Below are 26,264 nucleotides of genomic sequence, written 5' to 3' on the forward strand. Positions count from 1 at the left end.
CTGTCAGCTTGGTTAACGGGTCAGGGGCCGGGCCGGCGCGCCGATCACGGTGGCGCCCGGCGGCAGATCGCGGGTGACGACGGCGCCGGCGCCCACCATGCAGCCTGCGCCGACGGTCACGCGGGGCAGAACCGTGGCATTGCTTCCGATGGTGGCGTGGTCGCCGACGGTGACACAGCCCGCCAGCGTGGCGCCCGGCATGATGTGCACGCCCTCGCCCAGGCGGCAGTCGTGATCCACCGACGCATTGGTGTTGACGATGGTCTGGCGGCCGAGCACGGCCTCCTCGCCCACAGCCGCCATGGGCAGGATCTGGCAGCCGTCCGCCAGGTGAGCGGTCTCGGCCACCCACGCCCGGTCGTGGACCAGGGTCAGCGGCGCCAGCCCGAGGCCGGTCAGCACATCGGCCAGACGGCAGCGTTCCGCGCCGTTATGGCCGCCGATGGCAAGGACGAAGCACACCCCGCGCGCCGCCGCATCAGCCTCGACGACCCAGGCACGCACGGCATCCTCGCCATCCAGCCAGCGGGTGCCGGGGAACGGAAGGGCAGACCCTCGCGCAGGGTCGCGGTCCGCCACGGCGACGACGGCATGGCCGAGGCGCGCCAGCGTCGGGCGCAGCATCTTCGCGTGGCCCGCCCCGCCCCAGACGAGCACGGGCGCCGCACCGCTCGCGCCTGCCGATGCGCTCATGGCAGGTGCCAGTCCGGGTCGAAGCCGCGCTGGCCGGCGTCCTTTTCGGAAATGACGACAGGGTCCATGGGCCACCGGATGCCGAAGCGCGGATCGTTCCACCGCACCCCGCGCTCCCGCTCCGGGTCGTAGGCGGCGGTGACGAAATAGAGCATCTCGGTCTCGTCGGTCAGCGTCATGAACCCGTGGGCGAAGCCGCGCGGCACGATCAGCATGCGCCGGTTCTCGGCCGTCAGCTCGACGCCGTGCCACTGGCCGAAGGTCGCGCTGTCGGGCCGCAGGTCCAGCGCCACGTCCCACAGCGCGCCACGGATGCAGCGGACCATCTTGGTCTCGGCGCTGGGCGGAAGCTGATAGTGCATGCCGCGCAGCGTGCCCTTGCGGGCGGAAAAGCTGTCGTTGATCTGGAGCACCGCCGTGTCCGCCACGCCGGCGGCCGCAAGTTCGTCGCGGCAAAAGGCGCGGGCGAAGAACCCCCGGTCGTCGCCGCGCGGCTCCAACTCCGCCACAAGAAGATCGGGTATGGGCGTTTCGAGGACCTTCACCCCTGGCCTCCCGCCGCCGTCACCCGCTCCGGCACCGCAGTCCAGGCGGCCATGTAGGCGGCAATCTGGTCGCGCGTGATGGTCGCCGCGTCGCCGCCGTCGTAGAACGCGGCATACCAGTCGATGGTGCCGGCCACGGCGGCATCCAGGTCGAAACGCGGCGCCCAGCCCAGGACGGACCGCGCGCGGGCGCTGTCCAGCCGCAGCAGCCCCGCCTCCGGCTTCCCGGAGCTGGGGGCGATGTCGATCTCGCCCCGCCCCGCCCTGCGGCGGCAGCGCTCAAGAAGGTCGGCGACGGGCACCGCGTCGGCGTCATCGGGGCCGAAATTGAAAGCGTCCGCCACCTCGCGATCCCCGGCCAGCAAGCGGGCGCCCGCCATCATGTAGCCGGTCAGCGGCTCCATCACCTGCTGCCACGGGCGGACGGCATGCGGGCTGCGCACGCGGATGGCCTCACCCCGGCCGAGTACGGCGCGGGCGAAGTCGGGCACGATGCGGTCGGCCGCCCAGTCGCCGCCGCCGATGATGTTGCCGGCGCGCACGCTGGCGACCAGCGGCCCCGCGCTCCCCGCCGCATCCATCTGGGCGAAAAAGGCCTCGCGGTGGGACCGGATGACCAGTTCGGCGCAGGCCTTGCTGGCGCTGTAGGGGTCCTTGCCGCCGAGTTCATCGCCTTCCCGGAAGGCCGCGCCGGTCTCCGGGTTGCGGTAGACCTTGTCGGTGGTGATCATGACGCCGGCGGGCGTGCCGTGGCGGCGCATGGCCTCCATCACATAGAGGGTGCCCATGACGTTGGCGGCATAGGTGCCGGCCGGGTCGTCATAGGAAGCGCGCACGATCGGCTGGGCCGCCAGGTGGAAGACGACCTCCGGCCGCGCCGTCTCGAAGGCCTCCGCGACCACGGCGGGATCGCGGATGTCGCCGATGGTCGCCGTCATGCGGCGCCCCAGGTCGAGCACGTCGTGCAGGGCCGGATCGGTCGGCGGCGGCAGGGCCAGGCCGTGCGGCCGGGCGCCGAGCGCCAGCAGCATCTCGCACAGCCACGCGCCCTTGAAGCCCGTGTGGCCCGTCACCAGAATGCGGCGCCCGGAAAAGGCATCGCGCAGGATGTCGAAGGTCATGATGCCGCCCCGCTGCTCAGGCCCGGTCATCGCCGGTGCCGCGCCAGACCATCCACGGCGCCTCGCCCCGGTCGAACAGGCCCTGCAGGTAGTCCTTCTCGCGCAGGGTGTCCATGGGCTGCCAGAAACCGTCATGCTGGAAGGCGGCAAGCTGCCCGGCCGCCGCGATGCGCGGCAGGCTGCCGAACTCCCACGACGTCGCGTCGTCGGCCACGTAATCCAGGGCCTTGGGGCTCATGACGAAGAAGCCGCCGTTGATGAGGCCTTCCTCGGCCTGAGGCTTCTCGATGAAGCGTTCCACGCGCCCGCCGCTGATGGCGGCCGAGCCGAAGCGGGCCGGCGGCCGGACGACCGTCATGGTCGCCAGCAGGCCCATGGCCCGGTGATGGGCGAGGCTGGCCGTGACGTCCACGTCGGCGAGGCCGTCACCGTAGGTCATGAGGAACGCCTCATCATCGGCCACGTACGGCCGGATCCGCTTCAGGCGGCCGCCCGTCGCCGTGTCCAGCCCCGTATCCACCAGCGTGACCTTCCATGGCTCGGCGCGGCGGCTGTGGAAGTCGACGGCGTTCTCCGCCAGGTCCACCGACAGGTCCGACGTCTGATAGGCATATTCCAAAAAGAACTGCTTGATCATCGCCCCCTTGTAGCCGAGGCAGATGACGAAGTCGTTGATCCCGTGGTGCGAGTAGATCTTGAGGATGTGCCACAGAATCGGCATGTCGCCGATTTCCACCAGGGGCTTGGGGCGCGCGACCGTTTCCTCGGAAATGCGGGTGCCGCGTCCACCGGCGAGAATGACTGCCTTCATGATCCGTCTCACATCCTGCGCGGAGCGCCGGCCGCGCCCTGGCGACCGCGCCCGCCAATCCTGCGGTCAGACCGGCGCGCGCGCCGCACCGGCCTCCTTGAGCGCATCCACCACGTAATCCACCTGCTCGTCCGTCATGTCCGGGAACAGCGGCAGGGTGATCATTTCGTGCCACAGGGACTCGGCCACCGGCGTCGCGCCCGCATGGGCGGCGAACAGCGGGTGCAGGGTCAGGGGCATGTAATGGACGCTAGTCGCCACGTCGCGCGCCTTGAGGTGGCGGATGACGTCATCGCGCCGGCCCGCCTCGACCCGCACGCCGAAGATCCAGTAGGCGTGGCCGGCATCGGGCTGATAGGGCAGCAACGGACGCACGCCGGGCATATCGGCGAGGCCGTCCAGATAGCGCGCGATCAAGGCGCCGCGCCGCGCGTTCATGGCCGGCAGCTTCTTCAGCTGCACCAGGCCGATGGCGGCGGCAAGATCGTTCATGTTGTACTTGTAGCCGGCCTCGGCGACCTCGTAGTGCCAGTGGCGGGCATCATCGGCGCCTTCGGCCGTGTAGCCCGTCTGGCGCTTCCAGGTATCCTTGTCGATGCCGAGCCAGCGGTTGGGCCGCACGCGCTCCACCAGGGCCGGATCGCGGGCGACCAGCATGCCGCCGTCGCCGGTGGTCATGCACTTCTTTTCCTCGAACGAGAAACAACCCAGGTCGCCCCAGGTGCCCAGCGCCCGGCCGTCGAGCCGGCCGCCGGCGCAATGGGCGCAGTCCTCGATCACCTTGAGGCCGCGGCGCCCGGCGATCTCCATCAGGCGCGGCATGTCGACCGGATAGCCGCCGAAGTGGACGGCGACCACGGCGCGCGTCTCGGGCGTGATGCGGCGCTCCAGGTCGTCCAGGTCCATCTGCAGCGTCTCGGGGTCGCAGTCGACGAACACCACGTCCAGTCCGTTGTAGAGCGCCGACAGGGCGCTGGCGACGAAGGTCATGGACGGCACGAGCACCTTGCTGCCCGGCGGCAGGTCCAGCGCCGTCACCGCCAGATGCAGGGCCGCCGTGGCCGAGTTGACGCCAAGCGCCGCCGGAGCGTCCACGTACTCCGCCCAGGCCTGCTCGAACGCCGCAACCTTGGGCCCGAGGCCGAGCCAGGCGCGGTCGAACACATCCGCGATGGCATCCAGCTCTTCCTGGCCGACGCTGGGCTTGAACAGGCGAACATGCATGATGCGGGAACTCCGGGATTGGCTCAGGCCGACGGGTGCCGCCACCGGGGCAGCCGGACCGGGCCTGGCGGCCCGCTCCCCGACAGCCGTCACAGCTTCAGGAACAGGGTGGGATCGATGCTGACGATGGGGCTGAAGCCGGTGTTGGTGGCCGACTGCATGATCTGCACCGTGGGATTGGCCATGGCCGAGTTGTCCTCGGCATCGGCGCGGGCCAGGAAGGACTGAAGCAGCTTTTCAAGCTTCTTCGGGTCCTTCAGGTCTTCCAGCGGCAGCTTGTCCTTGAAGTACTCCGCCTGCTTGTCGATGTCGACCTGGGCGTATTCCTTCGGCAGGCCGCCCATCTTGAGCGCGACCTGGTACATGGCCTTGTCGCCCAGGATCTGGTACCAGCTTTTGACGGACTTCACCTTGCGCTCGAAATACATGGCGAGGCGCAGGTTCTCGTTGCTTTCGCCGACGGCCTTCTCGAACTGGGCCGTCTCGTACTTCTCGACCAGCTTGTCCACCCACTTCGGGCTCTGGGCGTTGAGCATGCCCAGCTTGTCGTACTCGAAGAAGGACGCCAGTTCCTTGTAGCGCGGGTCGACCATCTGGTTGGCCATGGCCTCGCGATCGGTCGCACCCTCGCGGATGACCTTCTTGAGCATGGCCTTGGCGTAGGCCTGATCCTCCAGCCCGAAGGCCGTGGTGATGGACTGCCAGAGCCGGTAGTCGTCCGTCACCTCGTCGATGGAGGCCTTGGTGCCGATGTTTTCCCGAATGTAATCGGTTTCCCGCTTGATGGCGGGATCCTCGCGCATGATCTGGCGGTACCGATCGATGTCGCGGTTCAGCACCGTGTGGGCCGTCAACGACGACGTGCCCAGGCCGGCGACGAGGTTACTGATGATCATCGCGCTCCTCCACCCCTTCTGGGCTGCTGCGCCTGCCGCGCTTGTGCCGGGCGGCATCCTCTTCCTCGATGACGTCCACCAGCGGCGGCAGGGGCCGGGCCTCGATGGACTGCAACAGGACTTCTTCGTACGATATCACCTTTCGGAGTACGGCGAGAATCTTATAGTAGTCCCCGGCATCATGATGTTCCAGCGCCAGTTGCAGCAGGTCCAGCATGTCGCGGTTGGTGAAGGCGCCGATCAGGTCCTTCATGTAGCGCCGGAAGGGGACCTCGTAGTCGGCCCGGTGCTCGGGATCGAGCAGCATCAACTGGGCCGCGAAGTACGCACGCTTGGTGGGCGTGTTCGCCTCTTCTTCCTGCATGACGTCGGATTCGCGCAGGATGTTGGCGAAGTTCTTCACGCCCAGCGACGCCTTGCGGTCGCCGTTGACGATGACCGCGCCGTTGATGACGATCTTCTCGCCGGGCTTCAGGTTAAGCTTTAAGGCCACCGACAGCCTCCACCGGCTCGGGCGCGTCCGCGTTGTCGGCCTGCTGCGCCAGACCCGTGATGATCATCTTGTTGACGTCGATCAGCGGACCGACGGTGGCGTCGCCGCGCATGACCGAGGAACTGTGCCGGTTGACCCAGATGCCCAGCGAGATCAGCTGCGCCTTCAGGTCGCGGGGCATCCGGTTGCCCTCCTGGCTGAGGTCGTCCATCAGGGCGTTCCACAGCACGCGGTTTTCGTGCAGCGCCAGGCCCAGGACGGGGCCGGTGTCCTGCTCGTCCAGCGCCCGCTGCAGCTGCGCGGTCACGCGGATGAACAGGCGGTATTCGCGCGAGCGGGGATCTTCCGACGCGTTCTGGGCCGTCTGGTAGGCGCCCTGCTTCATGGCGGCGGACTGATAAGCACCAGCGTTCATTGAACTCACTCCTTGTTCCGCAGATGACCGCGGAGGGCCGTCTCCCGTCTTACACCGGTTGGCTTAAAAAGTCCTTTACCGGAGCGACGGCGACGCGACGGCGCGGCGGTCCATCCTGCCGATGGCTGTGCAAGCAGCGTGCCGTGATCACACCGCAAGACGCCCTGTGACCGCCCCCGCGCCGCTGATCCTTCGGACATCGGCAGGTGGCCGACGATGCGGCCCGGCGCCGTCCCCGCGCGGCGCCTCGGGCGCGCTCCGATGGCCTGAGGCGGCAGCAGCTTCGGAAAGGCGCGCGGTATACGGCGCCCGGGGACCAGAGACGCGCTCCGGCGCGGCCGACGGCGCCCCCGCCGGCCGTTTTTGACCGGCAGGGATGACCGACCCGGCATTTCTTGCCGGGCAGCACCCCACCGCGGACCGAGAGAGCTGGATGACGATACTTCCGTCGCGCGGCCGGCCCCGCCTCTTCTCCCGCAGCGGCGGCGCGGCGTCTTCACAGCCATGCTGGCCGGACGTCCGGAAGCCGTGCCGCTTGTGCCGCCGGGGCGCAGAGCCGTGCGGCCGGCCGTACAAAGAAAAGAGGCCGCACCTTGCGGTGCGGCCTCCAAAGGAGAGGCGGTCCGTAGACGCTGCCGTCGTGATCCTTAGCGGAACAGCGACAGGAGCTGCTGCGGGGCCTGGTTGGCGATCGACAGGGCCTGGATGCCCAGCTGCTGCTGGACCTGCAGGGCCTGCAGACGGGCCGACTCTTCATTCATGTTGGCGTCCACCAGGGTGCCGATGCCCTCTTCCAGGCTGTCGGTCAGGGCGCTGATGAAGTCCTGCTGAATGTCGATACGACCCTGGGCGGAACCCAGCTGCGAGGCCGCGTTGGTCGCGGTCTGCATGGCTTCCTCGATGTTGTCGAGGAGCGCGTCGTAGTCGGTCGCCGGCGTGGTGGCCGTGCTCAGGGTGTCGAAGCCGTTGGCAGCCGTGGTCAGGGTGATCTTGTCACCGTCGACAGCGAACTGGACGTTCGTACCCGCGGCGGGGGCACCGCTGGTGAGACCGAAGGACGACGGCAGGTTGGCCGGGGCCAGAGCCGTCTCGATCTCGCTCGCGATGTTCTCGCCGGTGGTGCCGGAGAAGGTCACTTCGCGGGCATCGAGGGCCAGGACGATCCGGTTCGGGTTGTCCTGCTCGTCCAGACGGGTACCGGTCGCGGTGTCGTTGCCCGTGACGCGGAACACGACTTCCTTGTTGGTGCCGTTGACGCTGTAGTTGAAGGCGATTTCTTCGCCCAGACGCAGCGGGGCATCCTGGAAGGACATCTCCTGCTTCTGCTCGACCGCGATGCCGGTGTCGTCCGGCGTGGTCACCGCAGCCGTGCCGCCATCCAGGGTCACGGAAGCCGAGGCACTGGTGGCGAGCGCCAGGTTCTCGAAGCTGTGGTCGGCTTCGAAAGCGATGGTCAGGCCGTTCTCGGCATCCCAGCTCGCGCTCTTGATGAAGGACGCACCCTGCAGCGTGGTGGCCGCAGCGGACAGGTTGTCCGAGTCCACGTTGCCGATGGCGGTCGAGGCCGTCGAGCCGCTGGCATCGCGGTAGGTCAGCACGAAGTCGTTGTCCGAGGCATCGGTGTCGAAGGTGAACGTCGCCGCATCGAACTTCACGGCTTCGCCCGGATCGGCGAAGGTCGCACCGCTCCAGCCCGTGACGGTCACGTCGGTGTCGCGATCCTTGGCGCTGATCTTCAGTTCGCTGTCGGTGGTGTCGTACCGGACGTTGAACAGCGCCGAGAAGTCGCTGTTCCCATTCAGTTCGTTCACCAGGGCCTGCGCACCTTCCTGGTCAGCCGTGATGTTCTGGCTGAGGGTGTGCGTCAGGGTGCGCGCCACACCGTCTTCGTCGGTGTAGTTGAAGGTCAGCTCCTGACCGGCCTTGGCGGTGTAGACCGTCGAGTTGTCCAGGGCGGCGGTGATGCCGGCACCCGTGATGGCGGTCATGGCCGAGTAGTCGTAACCGTTCGCCATGTTGACCGACAGACCGGTCTCGGCATCCCAGCTGGCGCTGAGGACGTCGGCCGAGGCGGCCATGATGGAGGCCAGGTCGTTGCCGTCGGTGGCGTTGGCGAAGGTGGTCACGCTGGTGTCGGAGGTCGCCGCACCGGTGCTGTAGACCAGCTGGAAGTCGTTGTCCGAGTTGTCGGTGTCGAACGTGAACTTGTCGGCATCGATGGACCAGGACTGCGCCTGCAGCGGACCCATGTCCTGCTCGGCGACACCGTCGGTGGCCGAGGACAGCAGGGACTCGCCGCGATCCAGCACGGACAGGCTGCCGATGCTCTCCAGGCCGCCGCCGGCGCTGAACGACAGGTCCTGCGAGCGGAAGGAGATGTAGGAGGCGTCGACGTTCGAACCCTCGCGGCCGATGGACGACAGCAGGCTCACGTCGGTGGCTTCCTCAAGCAGCTTGACGCCGTTGAAGTTGGCCGACTTGGTGATCTCGGCGATCTGGTCCAGGGCGGCGGAGATGTCGGCCTGCAGGGCGGCCTTGTCGATGGAGCCTTCCTGGGCGGCGGTGGTCTTGGACTTGATGGTGTCGATCAGCTTGGTGATCTGCTCGGCGCCGTTACGCGCCACACCCAGCGAGTTGTCGGCCAGCGACAGGTTGTCGCCGATGGCCTTCAGGGTGTTCACGTCGGCCTTCATGGTGGTCGACACGGCCCAGAACGAGGCGTTGTCCTTGGCGTTGGACACCTTCAGGCCGGTCGCGATGCGGTTCTGCGTCTTGGCGAGGTCCTGGTTGGTGCTTTCCAGGACACGCAGAGCGGTCATCGCGGAGGCATTGGTGAGAATCGACGAAGACATGGCGGAATTTCCTTCTGGCTGTTCCGCGGCCCACTTCTGTGGGCCAGGCCACCCCTATTGGTGACCCATCAGCGTCGGATTAAGCCATACGACCGCGCCATCCGCAACACCTTTGCACCGTGACCGCAAAGGTGAACAAGACGTTAATTCCATAAAATCAATGGATTATCGAATTCGTCAGACCAACGCACACCATTTTACCGCGCACACGCGCCGCGCCACCGCCGCGCCGCTGCCTCCGCCGGACGCGAGAAGGGGGCGCGCCGTTCTGGCGCACCCCCCGGTCTCGGAAGTCGGCGTATGACCTTGCTGTTCTCGCGGCCTGTTCCGCCTTGATTACTGGAAGAGCGAAAGCAGGGCCTGCGGCGCCTGGTTGGCGATGGACAGCGACTGGATGCCCAGCTGCTGCTGCACCTGCAGGGCCTGGAGGCGCGCGGACTCCTCGTTCATGTTGGCGTCCACCAGCGTCCCGATGCCCTCTTCCAGGTTGTCGGTCAGCTCCATGATGAAATCCTTCTGGATTTCAATGCGCCCCTGGGCGGAACCCAGCGCGGCGGCGGCGTCGGTCGCCACCTGCATGGCCTCTTCCAGGTTGTCGAGCAGCTGGTCGTAGTCGGTGATCGGCAGTCCGGTCACGTCCAGGCTGTCGATGCCGGTGCCGGCGGTCTCGAAGGTGATCGTGTTGTTGTTGTTGGTGTAATACAGGTTCGTCCCGAAGGACGGCGCGCTCGCCGAGTCGTTGCTCAGCCCGAACGAGCTGGGCAGGTTGCCGCCCTGCAGGGCCGCAACGATCTCCTCGACGATCTTGCTGCCGGTGGTGCTGGCGTGCGTCACCTCGCGGGCGTCCAGGGCCAGTTCGATCCGGTTCGGGTTGGACTGGTCGTCCAGGCGCGCGCCGGTGTCGGTATCCTGCCCGGTGACGCGCAGCACGACCTCCTTCTGGGTGCCGTTGACCGTGTAGTTGAGGGTGATCTCCTCGCCCAGGCGCAGCGGCTGGTCCTGGAAGGACATTTCGTTGCGCTCGACGATGCTCATCCCCTCGAAGGTCGGCTCCGAGGCGAAGGTCACGCCTTCACCGGTCGCCGCCGCGGTCGGCTGCATGCTGACGAACTCGTAGCCGGCTTCCAGCGCCATGGTCAGGCCGTTGGTGCTGTCCCAGGACGCGTTCTTGATGAAGTTGGTGCCGGCCAGCGCCGTCGCCGTGGTTCCCAGGGCCGTGGCGTCCACGTCGGCCACCGCGCTCGTCTGAAGCGACCCGTTGAGGTCGCGGTAGGTCAGGACGAAGTCGTTGTCGGTGTTGTCCGTGTCCAGGTTGTAGCTGCTGGGCGCGAAGGTCACGACGTCACCGGGCGTGGTGAACATCGGGCCGCTCCAGTCCTTCAGCTCGACGTCGGTCTCGCGATCCTTGGCGGAGATCTTGAATTCGCCGTTGTCGAAGCTGATGCGGAAGAGGTCGGCGAAGTCCTCGTTGCCGTTCAGCTCGTCGACCAGCGCCAGGGCGCCGTCGTCGCTGGAGACGATGTTGTTCTGCAGCGTGTGGGTCAGCGTGCGGTTGACGCCTTCCTCATCGACGTAGTTGAACGTGACCTGTTGCCCGGCCTTGGCCGTGTAGACCACCGAGTCGTCGACCTGCGCCGTAATGCCGGCGCCGGTCGCCACCGACAGCGCGCTGAAGTCATAGCCGTTGGCGAGCTTGACGGTCAGGCCCTCGGTGTTGTCCCAGGTGGCGTTCACCACGTCGGCGCTGCCGGCCAGCTGCGAAGCCAGGTCGTTGCCGTCGCTGACGTCGGCGAAGGCGCTGGTGCTGGTGTCGCTGGTCGCCGTGCCGGTGCTGTAGGTCAGCGTGAAGTCGTTGTCGGTGTTGTCGGTGTCGAACGTGAACTTGTTGGCGTCCATGAAGAACGTCTGGCTGTTCAGCGCACCCATGTTGTACTCGGGCACGCCGTCCGTCTTGCTCTCCACCAGGCTGTCGCCGCGGTCGAGCACCGACAGGCCGGCGATGCTCTCCAGGCCGCCGCGCGGGGCGAAGGTCAGGTCCTGCGACGTGAAGCTGATGTAGCTGGCGTCGACGTTGGAGCCGTCACGGCCGATGGACGACAGCAGGCGCACCTTCGACGTGGTCTCCAGCAGCTTGACGCCGTTGAAGTTGGCCGATTTGGTGATCTCGCTGATCTGGTCCAGCGCGGCGTCGATGTCCGCCTGCAGGGCGCCCTTGTCGATGGAGCCTTCCTGGGCCGCCGTCGTCTTCGACTTGATGGTGTCGATCAGCTTGGTGATCTGTTCGGCGCCCGTGCGGGCCACCGACAGGCTGTTCTCGGCCAGCGACAGGTTGTCGCCGATGGCCTTGAAGCTGTTGACGTCGGACTTCATCACGCTGGACACCGCCCAGAAGGAGGCGTTGTCCTTGGCGCTGGAGACCTTCAGGCCGGTCGAGATTCGGTTCTGGGTGGTGGCAAGATCTTTGTTGATCGAGTTCAACACCCGCAGCGCGGTCATCGCGCTGGCATTGGTGAGAATGGACGAGGTCATCTCTTCTAACTCCGGTTCCGAGTATGGCGGGGCCGCCTTCTGCGGCATGAGATTGCCGACGCCGACCTATTCAAACAGCGTGCCAACTGCCACCGATGATCCCGTCACGGCCCGGATGCGGCACCCCTCGCACATCCCACGCCAGACGCGAACAGGGATGCGACTCGTTGTCGCCACTGAGTCTTTTTACGCCGCCACCACGCCCGCCCCTGCCCTGCCCGCCGCGGCCCGTGGCGTGTCCGGACCCGGGACGGTTTCGGGCGGCACGAGATTCCGCCCCGGCAATTGTGTCCGGGGGCGGCGACGGGGGCGGGCAAATTTTGCCCACCGTTAACGTCTTCTTTAATAAGGCCCTCCTACCCTCCGCGCTAAGACAGAGGGGGTACCCGCCGGGCGGCCGGAGGGGGTGCCCGGCACACCATTCGTCGAGCAGGACGCCATCCCGTGAACGCGCTTCTCACGCAGCTCAAGAACCTCGGCCCCATGCGCCTGGCCGCGCTGGCGGGCGTGGGCGTCGGCCTCCTGGCCTTCATCATCTACTTCGCCACGCGCTTCACCGCCACGCCCATGGAGCTGCTGTACGGCAACCTGGAGGCCGTGGACAGCAACCGCATCGTGCAGGAGCTGGAAGCGCAGAACATTCCGTACGAGTTGCGCAACGGCGGTGCCGACATCTACGTCGGGGCCGACCAGGTGCTGCGCCAGCGGGTGTCGCTGGCCGAGTTCGCCACGGGCGGCGCCACGGTGGGCTATGAAGTATTCGACGAGATGGACAGCCTGGGCGCCACCAACTTCATGCAGAACGTGAACCTGGTGCGCGCGCTGGAAGGTGAACTGGCGCGCACCGTCGCCGCCATCGACAGCGTCAAGGCCGCCCGCGTCCACCTGGTCATGCCCAAACGCGAACTGTTCTCGCGCGAGACGCAGGAGCCGTCGGCCTCCATCTACATCAAGATGAAGACCGGCCGCCTGGACCAGGGCCAGGTCAACGCCATCCAGCAGCTGGTGGCCGCCGCGGTGCCGCAGCTCAAGCCCTCGCGCATCTCCATCGTCGACGAGGCCGGCACGCTGCTGTCGCGCAACTTCGAGGACGACGGCGACATGCTGGCCTTCACGCGCGAGGAAATGCGCCTGAAGACCGAGCAGCGCCTGGCCCGCAACATCGAGCAGCTGCTCGAACAGACCGTCGGCCCCGGCAAGGCCCGCGCCGAGGTGCGCGCCGACATGGACTTCGACCGCACGGTGACGGAAGAGGAGATCTTCGATCCCGAGAGCGCCGTGCCGCGCTCCACCGTCAACCTGGAGGAACAGGCCCAGACGCGGGAGAACGACCCGGGCGCGGTGACGGTGCAGAACAACCTGCCCGACGCCAACCTCAACGCCGGCGGCCCCACCGCCACCTCCAGCGAGAGCCGCACCGAGGAAACGGTCAACTACGAGATTTCCAAGCGCGTGGTGAACTCCGTCAGCGACGGCGGCGAGATCGAGCGCCTGTCCATCGCCGTGCTGGTCGACGGCACCTATGACGTGGCCGAGGACGGCACCCGCACCTACGTGCCGCGCAGCGACGAGCAGATGGACAAGATCGCCACGCTGGTGCGCTCCGCCGTCGGCTACGACGCCCAGCGCGGCGACCAGGTGGAAGTCATCAACATGCGCTTCACCAGCCTGGACGACTTCATGCCCGAGGACGCGTGGACGTTCATGGGCTTCACCAAGGACGAGATCATGAAGATGGCCGAGGGTCTCGGCATCGCCATCGTCGCCATCCTTGTGATCCTGCTGGTGGTGCGTCCGCTGGTCACCCGCGCCTTCGAGTCCGCCGCGCCCGACGAGGCCGACATGCTGTCGGCCGACGCCGCCGCCGGCGTGCCGCAGCTGACCGGTCCGGGCTCCATGCCCGTGCCCGTGGACGAGGAGATGGAGGCCGACGAGCTGATCGACATCGACAAGGTGGAAGGCCGCGTGCGCGCCTCCAGCTTGCGCAAGATCGGCGAGATCGTCGACAAGCACCCCGAGGAAGCCCTGTCCATCATCCGCAACTGGCTCTACCAGGAAGCCTGATCGCCTGACAGCCGCGATCCGCCCGGACCCCCGCCGGGCGGCATCGACGAAGGAGAAGAACCGTGGGACGCGTCAAGGAAGACTACCGCAGCCTCACCGGGCCGCAGAAGGCCGCCATCATGATGCTGTCGCTGGGCGACGAGCACTCCTCCAAGCTGTTCGCCATGATGGACGACGACGAGATCCGCGAGCTGTCGCAGATCATGGCCAACCTGGGCACGGTGTCCTCCTCGCTGGTGGAACGGCTGTTCGTGGAATTCGCCGACGCCATGTCCAACACGGGTTCGCTGGTGGGCTCCTATGAAAGCACCGAGCGCCTGCTGGCCAAGTCGCTGCCGAAGGATCGCGTGGACCTCATCATGGAGGAAATCCGCGGTCCCGCCGGCCGCACCATGTGGGACAAGCTGGGCAACGTGAACGAGCAGGTGCTCGCCAACTACCTGAAGAACGAATACCCGCAGACGGTCGCCGTCGTGCTGTCCAAGATCAAGGGCGACCACGCCGCCCGCGTTCTGGCCCTGCTGCCGGAAGGCTTCGCCATGGAAGTCATCATGCGCATGCTGCACATGGAGGCGGTCCAGAAGGAAGTGCTGGACGGCGTGGAAAAGACCCTGCGCACGGAATTCATGTCCAACCTCGCCCGCACCGCGCGCCGCGACGCCCACGAGATGATGGCGGACATCTTCAACAACCTGGACCGCAACACCGAAAGCCGCTTCCTCTCGGCCCTGGAAGAGCGCAACCGCGAGAGCGCCGAGAAGATCAAGCAGCTCATGTTCACCTTCGAGGACCTCAACCGCATCGACAGCCAGGGCATCCAGACTCTGCTGCGCCATGTGGAGAAGGACAAGCTGGCGCTCGGCCTCAAGGGTGCGTCGGACGGCATCAAGGATCTGTTCTTCAAGAACATGTCCGAGCGCGCCGGCAAGATGCTCAAGGAGGACATGGACGCCCTCGGCCCCGTGCGCCTGCGCGAGGTGGACGAGGCCCAGAACATCATCGTCGCCCTGGCCAAGGAACTCGCCAACTCCGGCCAGATCGTCATCTCCGAGGGCAAGGAGGACGACGAGCTCATCTACTGATGATGCCGCTCGCCGCCCGCCCCCACTCCGCTTCCGCCGAGGACGTCGCCTTCCATGGCCGCCATGCCTAAACAGAGCGCGATCCGCAAGTTCACCTTCGACCTGAACCTCGACGGTGATGACGCCGTGCGGGATTCCTACACGACGGTGCCGCCCGACCCGCGTCCCATGGAGGACACGCGGCTGGACGACGCCGTCGCCGCCGCCCAGGAACAGGCCGAAGCGGACGCCGCCGCCGAGGCCGAGGCCGCCGCGCAGGCCGAAGCCGAAGCCGCCGAACAGGACCAGGCCGAGCCGGAACCCGAGCCCGAGCCCGAGGAACCGCCGGCGCCCACCTTCAGCGAGCAGGACCTGGAAGCCGCCCGCGACGAGGCCTACGTCGCCGGCCATACCGCCGCCCTGCAGGAGGCCGAGGCCGCCACCGAGCGCCTGATGGCGGAAAGCCTGCACTTCATCGCCCAGCAGTTGCGGCAGATGGCGGGCACCATCGACGAGCCCTATCAGCGGCTGGAGCCCATGGCGGCCGAGATCGCCGTCGCCGTGTGCCGCCGGGTGCTGCCCATCATCGCCGCCCGCCACGGCGTGGAGGAGATCGAGGCCCTGGTGCGGCGCGTGGTGCCCACCGTCATCGACCAGCCCCGGCTGGTGGTGCGCGTCCATCCGGCGCTGGCCGAACAGACCCGCACCGCCATCCGCCCGGTGGTGGAGGACGCCGGATTCGAGGGCAAGCTGGTGGTCACCGACGACCCGCAGATCCAGCCCGGCGACGCCCGCATGGAATGGGGCGACGGCGGCGTCGAGAAGGACACCGCCCGCACATGGTCCGAGGTGCTGGAGATCATCGACCGCAACGTCGTCGGCGAAAGCGGCCTGACGGGCGACTTCGCCGAGGCCGAGCGCGCCGCCGAGGAGGCCTTCCCGCGCCTCAAGGAAGAGGCCCTGGCCGAGGCCGAGCACGCCGCCATGGAGCGCGCGAAGGACCGCGCCCGCGAACAGGCCGAGGCCGACGTCGCCGCCCGCGAGGCCGAGGGCGCCTATGACGCGCCCGCACCGGATGCCGAAGGCGACGGCGGGCAGCCGGACCCGGAGACGGAAACGGACGCCGATGCGCCGGCCGGGACCGGGGAAGAGCCCGAGGCGCCCGAGGCACGCAATGGAACCGACGGGTGACCGGCCATCGCCGCCGCCCCACAGCCGCCACCGCCGCAGGCCGGCGGACCGCGAAAAGAGAGTTGAGACATGGCTGACGAACGCGAGAACAACAACGACCTCGACCTCAACGAGTTGAACGGCGACCAGACGCCGGTGCCCGCCGAGGGCGGCCTGGAGGACCTGGAGGACGAGCCGTCGGACGTGCCCGACAAGCCGCGCTCCGCCGCCGACCTGGAAGCGGTCTACGACATCCCCGTGCAGGTCTCGGCGGTGCTGGGCAAGTCGTCCATGCAGGTCAACCAGCTTCTCAAGCTGGGCCGCGGCGCGGTGGTGGAACTGGACCGCAAGGTGGGCGAGGCCATCGACATCTACGTCAACAACCGCCTGGTCGCACGCGGCGAGGTGGTGGTGGTCGAGGAGCGCCTGGGCATCACCATGACCGAGATCATCAAGACGGACCGGAGCTGAGCCCATCATGGCCGACGGCCTGGACATACCGGCGCGCCCCGGCCGCCCCGCACTGGACCTGGCGACCGTGCTGGGCCTGGGCGGCGCCGCCGTGCTGATCGGCGCGGCGCTGCTGCTGGGCGGCTCGGCGGCCTCCTTCGTGGACGTGCCGGCGGTGCTGATCGTCATCGGCGGCACCATGCTGGTCACCACCGCCTGTTTCTCGATCGGCGACATCCGCCGCACGCTGTCGGTCCTGCGCACCACCGTCCGCCCGTCGCCCCGGGCGCCGGAAGAAGCCGCCATGCGCGTGCTCGGGCTGGCCGACGTGGCGCGCCGCCAGGGGCTGTTGAAGATGCAGGGCCCGGCGCTGGACCTTCTCAAGCGCGAGCCGATCCTGCACAAGGGCCTGTCGCTGGTGATCGACGGGCTGCCGGAAGCGGAGGTCGAGGCCATCCTGCGCCATGAGCTGTCGGCGGCCGTGCACCGCAGCCGCATCGCCGTCGGGGTGCTGCGCAAGGCGGCCGAAATCGCGCCGGCCATGGGCCTGATCGGCACGCTGATCGGCCTGGTGCAGATGCTCGGCAACCTGGACGACCCGTCGACCATCGGCCCCAGCATGGCCGTGGCGCTGCTGACCACCTTCTACGGCGCCATCCTGGGCACTGTGGTGTTCACGCCGCTGGCCTCCAAGCTGGAGCGCAACGCCACCGACGAGCATCTGGTGGCCCGCGTGCACCTGCTGGGCGTCCTGTCCATCGGCCGTAAGGACAATCCCCGGCGGCTGGAAATGCAGATCAACAGCGTGCTGCCGCCGGGCAGCCGCGTCAGCGTCTTCGACTGACGACAACCGTTACATGACCGATACGAACAAGAACGGCATGCGTGGGAGAGAGATAGGATGCGTCTTCTGATCATCGGGTCCCTGGGCGGGCAGATCGGCGCCGCGAGCCGCATCGCCGTCGCCCGCGGCGCGCAGGTGGTGCAGGCCGACGATATCCCGCGCGGCCTGGAGGTCCTGCGCACGCAAGGTGCCGACCTCGTCATGGTCGACGTGGCACTGGACGTGGAGGCCCTCATCACCGGCCTGGCTGCCGAACACATGAGCGTGTCCGTCGTCGCCTGCGGTGTGGCGAGCGACAGCAAGGCCGCCGTGCGCGCCATCAAGGCCGGCGCCAAGGAATACATCCCGCTGCCCCCGGAGCCGGAACTCATCGCCGCCGTCCTTCAGGCGGTGACCGAGGACAGCCGCTCCATCATCTTCCGCGACCCCGCCATGCAGCGGTCCATGAAGATGGCCGAGCAGGTGGCGCCGTCGGAAGCCTCCATCCTGGTCACCGGCGAGTCCGGCACCGGCAAGGAGCTGATGGCCCGCTTCGTCCACGAAAAAAGCCGCCGCGCCAAGGGGCGGTTCATCGCGGTGAACTGCGCGGCTATTCCCGACAACCTGCTGGAAAGCGAGCTGTTCGGCCACGAGAAGGGCGCCTTCACCGGCGCCGTGGCACGCCGCATCGGCAAGTTCGAGGAAGCCCACGGCGGCACCCTGCTGCTCGACGAAATCAGCGAGATGGACGTGCGCCTGCAGGCCAAACTGCTGCGCGCCATCCAGGAAAAGGAAATCGACCGCGTCGGCTCCAACACGCCGGTCAAGGTCAACGTGCGCCTCATCGCCACCTCCAACCGCAACCTTCAGGAAGCGGTGCGCGAGGGCTCCTTCCGCGAGGACCTCTACTTCCGCCTCAACGTCGTGAACCTGGCCCTGCCGCCCCTGCGCGAGCGTCCGGCCGACATCGAGGCGCTGGCCGAGCACTTCGCCAACAAGTTCGCCGAGGCCAACGAGATGCCGCGCCGGCCGCTGTCGGCCGCAGCGCTTCAGCTTCTCAAGGCCTACCGCTGGCCGGGCAACGTGCGCGAGCTGGAGAACACCATGCACCGCGCCGTGCTGCTGGCCGGCGCCGACGAGATCGGCCCCGACGCCATCCTGCTGCCCGACGCCCAGCCGCTGGCGCGCGAGACGGTCGGCGGCGGGGCGCCGGCGTCCTCTTCCGCCGCCGCCCCGACCTCGGCGCTGGCCCGGCACCAGGCGGCGCAGGCCGGCGCGGCCGGTCAAGGCCAGGGCGGCGCGGCCGGCGACGGCACGGCGGCGCTGGTGGGCCGCACCGTGGCGGACGTGGAGCGCGACCTTATCATCGAGACGCTCAAGCACACGCTGGGCAACCGCACCCATGCCGCCAACATCCTCGGCATTTCCATCCGCACCCTGCGCAACAAGCTGAAGCTCTACACCGACCAGGGCCTGCCCGTGCCGTCCCCGTCCGGCGAGGGCGACCGGGGCCACCAGAGCCTGTGACGGCGGTGGTGTGCCTCTTGATGATGTCCCGGAGTATGAAGAATGGCTGAGGAAGGGTCGGGCCAGTCGGTCGAACCCGCTGCCGCGGGCGCAGGCGCCGGCGGCGGGCGCATCGGCGCCATCAAGGGCCAGATGACCAGGGGCAACGCCAAGTCGGCGCTGCTCAAGGCGGGCAGCCGTGGCGACATCATGTTCGCCGCCGGCGTGATCATGATCCTGGTGGTCCTGATCCTGCCGCTGCCGCCATGGATGCTGGACGTCCTGCTGGCGATGTCCATCACGCTCAGCGTGCTCATCCTGATGACGACGATCTTCATCGAGCGTGCGCTGGAGTTCAACGTCTTCCCCGTGGTGCTGCTCATCGCCACGCTGTTCCGCCTGTCGCTGAACCTGGCGTCGACGCGCCTGATCCTGGCCAACGGGCACGAGGGACCAGGGGCCGCCGGCGACGTGATCCAGGCGTTCGGCGGCTTCATCATGGGCAACAACTTCGTCATCGGCGTCATTGTCTTTGCGATCCTGATCCTGGTGAACTTCATGGTCATCACCAAGGGCTCGACACGTATCGCCGAGGTGACGGCCCGCTTCACCCTGGACGCCATGCCCGGCAAGCAGATGGCCATCGACGCCGACCTGTCGTCGGGCCTGATCGACGAGTCCGAGGCCCGCCAGCGCCGCCAGGACATCCAGAAGGAAAGCGACTTCTTCGGCGCCATGGACGGTGCGTCGAAGTTCGTGCGCGGCGACGCCATCGCCGGCCTGATCATCACCGGCATCAACGTGGTCGGCGGCATGATCATCGGCATGGTGCAGTCCGACCTGTCCTTCGCCCAGGCCGCCGACACCTACACCCGCCTGACCGTGGGCGACGGGCTGGTCAGCCAGATCCCGGCGCTGATCATCTCGGTCGCGGCCGGCATCATGGTGTCCAAGGGCGGCCTGACCGAAAGCACGGAAAAGGCCCTGGTCGGCCAGTTCACCTCGTATCCGAAGGCGCTCGGCATGTCGTCCGGCCTGGCCGTCGCCCTGGCGCTGCTGCCGGGCACGCCGGCCCTGCCCTTCCTGTTCCTGGCCGGCATCACGGCCGGCGCGGCCTATTATCTGGGCAAGAAGCAGGACCGCGAGGCCGCCGAGGAAGCGGCCGCCGCAGCCACCGGCGGGCCGGGCGGTGCGCCGCGCACCCGCCCCGACGGCTCGCCCGCGCCCGCCGGCGACCATCCGCCGCCGGTGGAGGAGGAGCCGATCTCCGAGGCCATGAAGATCGACCAGATCCGCCTGGAACTGGGCTACGGCCTGCTGGCCATGATCAACGGCGGCGCCAACCAGCGCCTGACCGACCAGATCAAGGCCTTGCGCCGGGCGCTGGCGGTGGAGACCGGCTTCGTCATGCCCAGCGTGCGCATCCAGGACAACATGCAGCTTCCCGCCAACTCCTATGGCGTGTTCATCAAGGAGGTGCAGGCGGGCAAGGGCGACCTGCGGCCCAACATGCTGCTGGTCATGGACCCGCGCGGCGAGGACATCGGCCTGCCCGGCGAGAAGACGCGCGAGCCCACCTTCGGCCTGCCCGCCATCTGGCTCGACCCCGCCAACCGGGAAGAAGCGCTGTTCCGCGGCTATACGGTGGTGGACCCGCCGACGGTCATCACCACCCATCTGACGGAAATCGTCCGCGAGAACATGCCGGACCTGTTGTCCTACGCCGACACCCAGCGCTTGCTGGACGACCTGGACCAGGAACACCAGAAGCTGATCGGCGACCTTGTGCCGTCGCAGATCTCGCTGGGTGGCGTGCAGCGGGTGCTGCAGAACCTGCTGGCCGAGCGCGTTTCCATCCGCGATCTGCCCAGCATCCTGGAGGGCATGGCCGAGGCCGCCGGCGCGACCCGCAACCTGACCTCCATCACCGAGCACGTCCGCACCCGCCTGGCGCGCCAGCTCTCCGACGCCCATTCCGACGACAACGGCGTCATCCCGCTGGTCACCCTGTCGCCGGAGTGGGAGCAGGCCTTCGCCGAGGCGCTGGTCGGCCAGGGCGAGGAGAAGCAACTGGCCATGAACCCGTCCAAGCTGCAGCAGTTCATCGTCAACACCCGCCAGACCTTCGAGCGCCTGGCCCAGCAGGGCGAGACGCCGGTGCTGCTGACCAGCCCAATGATCCGCCCCTACGTGCGCTCCATCGTCGAGCGCTTCCGCCCGCTGACGCCGGTGATGTCGCAGAACGAGATCCACCCCAAGGCCAAGATCCGCACCCTGGGCCAGATCTGACGATCTGGCCTTTCCCTGCCCCCGCGAGGGCGCTTCGGCACGGAGAGACCAATGACCCAGCCTCCATCCCCCGAACGCACACTGGCCCTGGCGAAGGCGGCGGAGCGCAACGACGACCCCATGAAGGCTGCCCTTCTGTTCGATGCGCTGGCCTCGGCGGGACAGCACGAGGCCGAGGCGAAGGCCGGCCTGGATCGCCTCGCGGAGCGGGCCGAGCAGGCGGAACAGGCGCTTCCGGCCGAGGCAGTCGACGCGCTGCGGACCCTGTGCCACGAAGGCGCCGTGCAGGAGGCGGAGGCGCAGGCCCGCGCCCTGGCGGAAAAACTTCCCGACGCCCTGCCGCTCTACGAGGTTCTGGGCGAGGTGTTTCTCGCCCAGCGCAAGCCGGAGGCGGCATCGGCGGTCCTGGCACACGCCGCCCGCGTGCAACCCGATGACCCGGGGCGTCACGAGGCACTGGCCGACGCCGCCTGGACCGCGGGCCTGGAGGACGAGGCGCTGGAGGCCATGGAGCAGGCGGCGGCGCTCGCACCGGATGACGCCGTTCTGAAGACCAACCTGGCGCGCATGTACCAGGCCGCCGGCCGCCTGGAAGACGCGCTGGCCGCCTACGATGCCGTGGTCGCACTGGCACCGCACCAGGCGCCGGCCTTCAACAACCGCGGGCAGCTCTATTTCGACATGGGACGCATGGCGGAGGCCGAACGGGATTTTGAAGAGGCCGTGCGGCTGCGGCCGACGCTCGGCAATGCCCACCGCATGCTTGCCGCCCAGCGCCGCTACACCGCCGGGCACCCCCATATGGAGGCCATGCGGACGGTGCTCGGCAAGGGCGACCTGGCGCCGGACGAAAGAACGCATGTCGAGTTTGCGCTGGCCAAGGCGTTGGAGGACATCGGCGCCTACGACGAGGCCTTCGCCCTTCTCCGCACGGCCAACGACCGGCAGCGGCAGGCGATCGGCGGCGATGGAGCAGACCGCGCCGCCGCCATGCGTCACGCCGCCCGCCTGTTCGTCGAGCCGCTGCTGTCACGGATGATCCCGCAGCCGTCGCCGGACGAGCGGCCGATCTTCATCGTCGGGATGCCGCGCTCGGGCACCAGCCTGGCGGAACAGATCCTCGCCAGCCATCCCGCCGTGGAGGGCGCCGGAGAGGTGGCGCTCATCGGCAAGACGCTCGGCCGGTGGCTGACCGACGGACGGATCACGCCCGATGCCTCACCGCGCCTCATCGCCGAGTACGGGCGCCTCCTCGACCGCCACACGGGGCCGGAGACCCTGCGCGTGGTCGACAAGATGCCGTTCAATTTCATCTGGCTCGCCTGGATCGCGCGGGCGTTTCCCAACGCCCGGATCATCCACATGCAGCGCGATCCGATGGACGTCGGCCTGTCCATCTACAAGACGCTGTTCTCCGACAGCGATTTCAGCTTCGGCTTCGACCTGCAGGACATTGCGGCGGTGCATCTCGCCTGCCATGACCTGATGGCCGAACACCGCCGCCTGCTGGGCGACCGGGTCTTCACCTGCCGCTACGAGGATCTGGTGAGCGACCAGGAGGGCCAGTCGCGCCGGCTGCTCGCGCACTGCGGCCTGGAATGGGACGAGCGGGTGCTGGACTTCCACAAGACCCGGCGTGCCGTGCGCACGGCCAGCGCCACGCAGGTGAGGCGCCGGATGTACACCTCCAGCGTCAAGGCATGGCAGAAGTACGGCGACCACCTGGCGCCCCTGCGCGACGCGCTGGCGCCGATCCTCTAGCACCGCTGCGCGACCTCCGGCACCGGGGGTGGCGACCGACCGTGCCGGCCATGCGCGAACAGCAGCGCCCGGGCTTGAAGCAAGCATCCCGCCTAAACCACCTCATTCGATTGGCCGGACCGGACTCCTCATGACGCCGCAGGGGACAGCGCCACCCCGTGACACCACGTCAAAACCCGCCAGCGGGCTTCAGGAGTCGCCGACGGTGTGATTATCGTGGCAGGGGCATGAACCGAATGGTAACACTTCCGATGCCATAACGGTGTGGCGGACGGTCGTCCGCGACACGTCAGGGATTCGTGAATGCGCCTTAAAAGCTACGCCGCCGACTCCATGGCCGAGGCCATGGCCTTGGTCCGCGAGGAGCTGGGGGACGATGCCATCATCGTCTCCACCCAGCGCGCGGCCGGCGGCCAGGGTGTGCGCATCACCGCCGCCATGGAAGAACCCATGGCGCTCGACGACGAAATCGAAACCGTCCTGTCGGGCACCGAGCCCTCGCCCATCGCCGAAACCGTGCGCGACTGCCTGGACTATCATGGCGTGGTCCCCGGACTGCTGGAGCGCCTGGTGGGCCGGGTGCGCGCCCTGGACGTCAGCGAGCCGACCATGGCCTGCGCCGCCGCGCTGGACGAACATTTCGCCTTCGCGCCGCTGCCCGCGCGCCAGGCACCGCGCCCGTTCCTCATCGTCGGACCGCCGGGTGCAGGCAAGACCATCACGGTGGCCAAGCTGGCCGCCCGCACGCGCCTGGCGGGCCGGGCGGTATCCGTCATCACCGCCGATTCCGTGCGCGCCGGCGCCATGGAGCAGCTGAGCGCCTTCACCCGCATCCTGGACATCGAGCTGTACAAGGCGCGCGGCCCCGACTCCCTGCGCGACATCCTGGACGAGACGCTGGGGATGCAGGACCTGACCTTCATCGACAGCCCCGGCCTCAACCCCTTCAACGACAACGACATGAGCTTCCTGCGCGACCTGATCGACTCCGTCGACGTGGAGCCGATCCTGGTGATGGCCGCCGGCGGCGACCCCGTGGAGGCCGCCGAGATCGCCGAGGCCTTTGCCGGCGCCGGCGCCACCCGCCTGCTGGCGACCCGGCTGGACATGACGCGCCGCCTGGGTGCCATTCTTTCCGCCGCCGACGCCGGGCAGCTCATGTTCAGCGAGGTGTCGGTCAATCCGCACGTCGCCAACGGCTTGTGCTCCATCAATCCTGTTTCACTCGCAAGGCTGATCGTCCCGCCCGGCGAGTCCTCCGGCATAGAACATGCCGCGACACCCGAGCCGGCGCCTGTGCGCGCCGCGCCCGCAAGAACGAAAGAATTCAACGCTTGGAACGAGGCTCGCCAGTCATGACCACCTCTTCCGACGCCGTGCCCGCCCTGGCGCCGCGTCCCTCGGGGCGGCAGAAAGGTCGCAACATCGTCGCCATCGCCTCCGGCAAGGGGGGCGTGGGCAAGACGTGGTTCGCCATCACGCTCACCCACGCCATCTCGCGCCGGGGCCAGCACACGCTGCTGTTCGACGGCGACCTGGGGCTGGCCAACGTCGACATCCAGCTGGGGCTGATGCCGCGCTTCGACCTGGGCAGCGTGGTGGCCGGCAAGATGACGCTCAACCAGGCTGTCATGCGCTATGAACCGGGCGGGTTCGACGTGCTGGCCGGGCGCTCGGGTTCCGGCTCGCTGGCGAACATTCCCGCCAGCCGCCTCCAGATCCTGGCCGACGACCTGGCGCTGATGGCGCAGAAGTACGACCGCGTGATCCTGGACCTGGGTGCGGGCGTGGAAAAGAGCGTCCGCCACCTGGCACGCTCGGCCGGCACCATCATCGTGGTGACCAGCGACGAGCCGACGTCGCTGACCGACGCCTACGCCTTCATCAAGGTCACGGCCATGGAGCGGCCGGGGGTGGACATCCGCGTCATCATCAATGCCGCCAACTCCACCCGCGAGGGCGAGCGCACCTACCAGACACTTCAGAAAGCCTGCCAGGGATTCCTGAAGATAAACCCGCCGCTTCTGGGCATCGTGCGCCGCGACATGCGGGTGCGCGAGGCGATCCGCAACCAGACGCCCATCCTCACCCGCCACCCCAACGCCGAGGCCGCGCTGGACGTGGAGGGCGTCGCCGACCGGCTGCTGAAGCTGTAGCGGAGGGGCGGCATGTCGCAACCGCTTCCGCCGCCGCCCCAGCGACCGTCGCCCGCTCGACCCACCCAGCCGGCGCCGCCCTCGCCCGCGTCGGCCACCGCACCGCGCCCGCCGCCCGCCGTGAAGGCCCTGCCGCCGGCGGCGAAGATCGAGGGCACCGTCACCGCCACCAACCGGGGCGTGGCCGAAGTGCGCATGGCGGGAACGGACACCACCTTCACCCTGCGCACCAGCCTCCCGCCCATGCCCGAGGGCACGCGGCTGACGCTTCAGGTGACGGCGCAACAGCCCGATGCCACGGCCCTGCGCGTGACCGAGGTGGGGGGCCGCCCGCTCGCCCAGGCCCTGCCAGAGATGCAGGCCCGCGCGGCAGCGCTCCGGGCGCGAGCGGCTCCCTCACCGCCCGCTCCGGCGACGGCGGGGACGGCGGGCGCGACGACCGGCGCCGACAGCCTGAACCTGTCCCGCAGCGAAGGCCTCCTGGCGATCGTCCTGAAGGAGCCAGCAGCCCGACCGGCGGTGACGTCACAGCCGCCGCAAGCGCAGGCCCAGCCGCAACAGCCGGCACCGCAAAGCCAACCCGCCCAGCAACAGCCGCCGGCCCAACAGCCGAGCCAGGCCGCCCCGCGCGCCGCTCAGCCGGCTCCGCAGCCGACACAGGCTCAGCCCCAGCAGCCGGCACCGCAAAGCCAGCCCGCCCAGCAACAGCCGGCCCAGCAGCCGAACCAGGCCGCCCCGCGCGCCGCTCAGCCCGCATCCCAGCCGACACAGGCGCAGCCGCAACAGCCGGCGCCGCAGAGCCAGCCCGCCCAGCAACAGCCGCCGGCCCAACAGCCGAATCAGGCCGCCCCGCGCACCGCCCAGCCGGCACCCCAGCCGACGCAGGGCCAGCCCCAGCAGCCGGCACCGCAGAGCCAGCCCGCCCAGCAACCGCCGGCCCAACAGCCGAGCCAGGCCGCCCCGCGCGCCGCCCAGCCGGCGCCCCAGCCGACGCAGGCCCAGCCCCAGCAGCCGGCGCCGCAGAGCCAGCCCACCCAGCAACAGCCGGCCCAGCAGCCGAGCCAAGCCGCCCCGCGCGCCGCCCAGCCCGCACCCCAGCCGACACAGGCGCAGCCGCAACAGCCGGCACCGCAAAGCCAACCCGCCCAGCAACCGCCGCCGGCCCAACAGCCGAATCAGGCCGCCCCGCGCACCGCCCGGCCGGCACCCCAGCCGACGCAGGGCCAGCCCCAGCAGCCGGCACCGCAGAGCCAGCCCGCCCAGCAACCGCCGGCCCAACAGCCGAGCCAGGCCGCCCCGCGCACCGCCCAGCCGGCGCCCCAGCCGGCGCAGGCCCAATCGCAACAACCGGCGCCGCAGAACCAGCCGCCCCAGCAGCAGCCGGCCCAGCAGCCGAGCCAAGCCG

At 68.6% G+C, this 26,264-nt stretch carries 20 protein-coding genes and 1 pseudogene; 11 read left to right on the top strand and 10 right to left on the bottom strand.

Annotated features, from left to right (window positions below):
• Window positions 1-12 precede the first annotated feature (12 nt).
• From C882_RS21055 to C882_RS23645, 10 genes are all read right to left on the bottom strand, one after another.
• On the bottom strand, window positions 13-693 hold the full coding sequence (locus C882_RS21055) for an acetyltransferase (RefSeq protein ID WP_052000253.1): 681 nt from the start codon (window positions 691-693) through the stop codon (window positions 13-15).
• Window positions 690-1,238, bottom strand: a complete 549-nt coding sequence (gene rfbC / locus C882_RS21060; RefSeq protein ID WP_009542709.1) for a dTDP-4-dehydrorhamnose 3,5-epimerase — start codon at window positions 1,236-1,238, stop codon at window positions 690-692. Before rfbC ends, C882_RS21055 begins: the two co-directional genes overlap by 4 nt.
• Complete coding sequence (gene rfbG / locus C882_RS21065) at window positions 1,235-2,359, bottom strand: CDP-glucose 4,6-dehydratase (RefSeq protein ID WP_085952457.1); 1,125 nt, start codon at window positions 2,357-2,359, stop codon at window positions 1,235-1,237. The genes rfbC and rfbG overlap by 4 nt, the downstream gene beginning before the upstream one ends.
• A gap of 16 nt (window positions 2,360-2,375) precedes the next feature.
• Window positions 2,376-3,170, bottom strand: coding sequence for a glucose-1-phosphate cytidylyltransferase (rfbF, locus tag C882_RS21070; RefSeq protein WP_009542711.1), 795 nt, complete (start codon window positions 3,168-3,170; stop codon window positions 2,376-2,378).
• A 66-nt stretch (window positions 3,171-3,236) separates the two neighbouring features.
• Window positions 3,237-4,394, bottom strand: a complete 1,158-nt coding sequence (locus C882_RS21075) for a DegT/DnrJ/EryC1/StrS family aminotransferase (protein WP_009542712.1) — start codon at window positions 4,392-4,394, stop codon at window positions 3,237-3,239.
• Window positions 4,395-4,483: 89 nt separating this feature from the next.
• Entirely contained in the window at window positions 4,484-5,290 is an 807-nt protein-coding gene (locus tag C882_RS21080) for a DUF1217 domain-containing protein (protein ID WP_009542713.1), read from the bottom strand.
• Window positions 5,277-5,783: a flagellar biosynthesis repressor FlbT gene (flbT, locus tag C882_RS21085; protein WP_009542714.1), complete on the bottom strand. Its 507-nt coding sequence runs from the start codon at window positions 5,781-5,783 to the stop codon at window positions 5,277-5,279. Before flbT ends, C882_RS21080 begins: the two co-directional genes overlap by 14 nt.
• Window positions 5,767-6,198 carry a flagellar biosynthesis regulator FlaF gene (gene flaF, locus C882_RS21090; protein ID WP_009542715.1) on the bottom strand — a complete coding sequence of 144 codons (432 nt, stop codon included), beginning with the start codon at window positions 6,196-6,198 and terminating at the stop codon, window positions 5,767-5,769. The genes flbT and flaF overlap by 17 nt, the downstream gene beginning before the upstream one ends.
• 647 nt (window positions 6,199-6,845) lie before the next feature.
• The gene (locus tag C882_RS23640; RefSeq protein ID WP_009542716.1) at window positions 6,846-9,050 is read right to left on the bottom strand and encodes a flagellin N-terminal helical domain-containing protein; all 2,205 of its coding nucleotides are present in this window, start codon (window positions 9,048-9,050) and stop codon (window positions 6,846-6,848) included.
• A 336-nt stretch (window positions 9,051-9,386) separates the two neighbouring features.
• Window positions 9,387-11,579, bottom strand: a complete 2,193-nt coding sequence (locus tag C882_RS23645) for a flagellin N-terminal helical domain-containing protein (RefSeq protein ID WP_009542717.1) — start codon at window positions 11,577-11,579, stop codon at window positions 9,387-9,389.
• A 444-nt stretch (window positions 11,580-12,023) separates the two neighbouring features.
• On the opposite strand from C882_RS23645, the gene fliF reads away from it, so the two are divergent.
• The 11 genes and pseudogenes from fliF to C882_RS24805 all read left to right on the top strand — a co-directional run.
• Window positions 12,024-13,643 carry a flagellar basal-body MS-ring/collar protein FliF gene (gene fliF, locus C882_RS21105; RefSeq protein WP_009542718.1) on the top strand — a complete coding sequence of 540 codons (1,620 nt, stop codon included), beginning with the start codon at window positions 12,024-12,026 and terminating at the stop codon, window positions 13,641-13,643.
• A 62-nt stretch (window positions 13,644-13,705) separates the two neighbouring features.
• The gene (gene fliG, locus C882_RS21110) at window positions 13,706-14,725 is read left to right on the top strand and encodes a flagellar motor switch protein FliG (RefSeq protein ID WP_009542719.1); all 1,020 of its coding nucleotides are present in this window, start codon (window positions 13,706-13,708) and stop codon (window positions 14,723-14,725) included.
• 54 nt (window positions 14,726-14,779) lie between these two features.
• Window positions 14,780-15,895 carry a FliH/SctL family protein gene (locus C882_RS23650; protein WP_009542720.1) on the top strand — a complete coding sequence of 372 codons (1,116 nt, stop codon included), beginning with the start codon at window positions 14,780-14,782 and terminating at the stop codon, window positions 15,893-15,895.
• 69 nt (window positions 15,896-15,964) lie between these two features.
• Entirely contained in the window at window positions 15,965-16,345 is a 381-nt protein-coding gene (fliN, locus tag C882_RS21120; protein ID WP_009542721.1) for a flagellar motor switch protein FliN, read from the top strand.
• Between the two features lie 7 nt (window positions 16,346-16,352).
• The gene (locus C882_RS21125) at window positions 16,353-17,168 is read left to right on the top strand and encodes a motility protein A (protein WP_009542722.1); all 816 of its coding nucleotides are present in this window, start codon (window positions 16,353-16,355) and stop codon (window positions 17,166-17,168) included.
• A gap of 57 nt (window positions 17,169-17,225) precedes the next feature.
• Entirely contained in the window at window positions 17,226-18,674 is a 1,449-nt protein-coding gene (flbD, locus tag C882_RS21130; protein ID WP_009542723.1) for a sigma-54-dependent transcriptional regulator FlbD, read from the top strand.
• A 42-nt stretch (window positions 18,675-18,716) separates the two neighbouring features.
• Window positions 18,717-20,942 carry a flagellar biosynthesis protein FlhA gene (gene flhA, locus C882_RS21135; RefSeq protein ID WP_009542724.1) on the top strand — a complete coding sequence of 742 codons (2,226 nt, stop codon included), beginning with the start codon at window positions 18,717-18,719 and terminating at the stop codon, window positions 20,940-20,942.
• 51 nt (window positions 20,943-20,993) lie between these two features.
• Window positions 20,994-22,703: a tetratricopeptide repeat-containing sulfotransferase family protein gene (locus C882_RS21140; RefSeq protein WP_009542725.1), complete on the top strand. Its 1,710-nt coding sequence runs from the start codon at window positions 20,994-20,996 to the stop codon at window positions 22,701-22,703.
• A gap of 303 nt (window positions 22,704-23,006) precedes the next feature.
• Window positions 23,007-24,062: a flagellar biosynthesis protein FlhF gene (locus C882_RS21145; protein ID WP_009542726.1), complete on the top strand. Its 1,056-nt coding sequence runs from the start codon at window positions 23,007-23,009 to the stop codon at window positions 24,060-24,062.
• Window positions 24,059-24,859, top strand: coding sequence for a MinD/ParA family protein (locus tag C882_RS21150; RefSeq protein ID WP_009542727.1), 801 nt, complete (start codon window positions 24,059-24,061; stop codon window positions 24,857-24,859). Before C882_RS21145 ends, C882_RS21150 begins: the two co-directional genes overlap by 4 nt.
• A gap of 12 nt (window positions 24,860-24,871) precedes the next feature.
• Window positions 24,872-26,264 (top strand): annotated as a pseudogene (locus C882_RS24805) (hypothetical protein); the annotation flags it as partial.

Origin of the sequence: Caenispirillum salinarum AK4 (genome assembly GCF_000315795.1) — a bacterium.
Classification (GTDB): domain Bacteria; phylum Pseudomonadota; class Alphaproteobacteria; order Rhodospirillales; family Rhodospirillaceae; genus Caenispirillum; species Caenispirillum salinarum.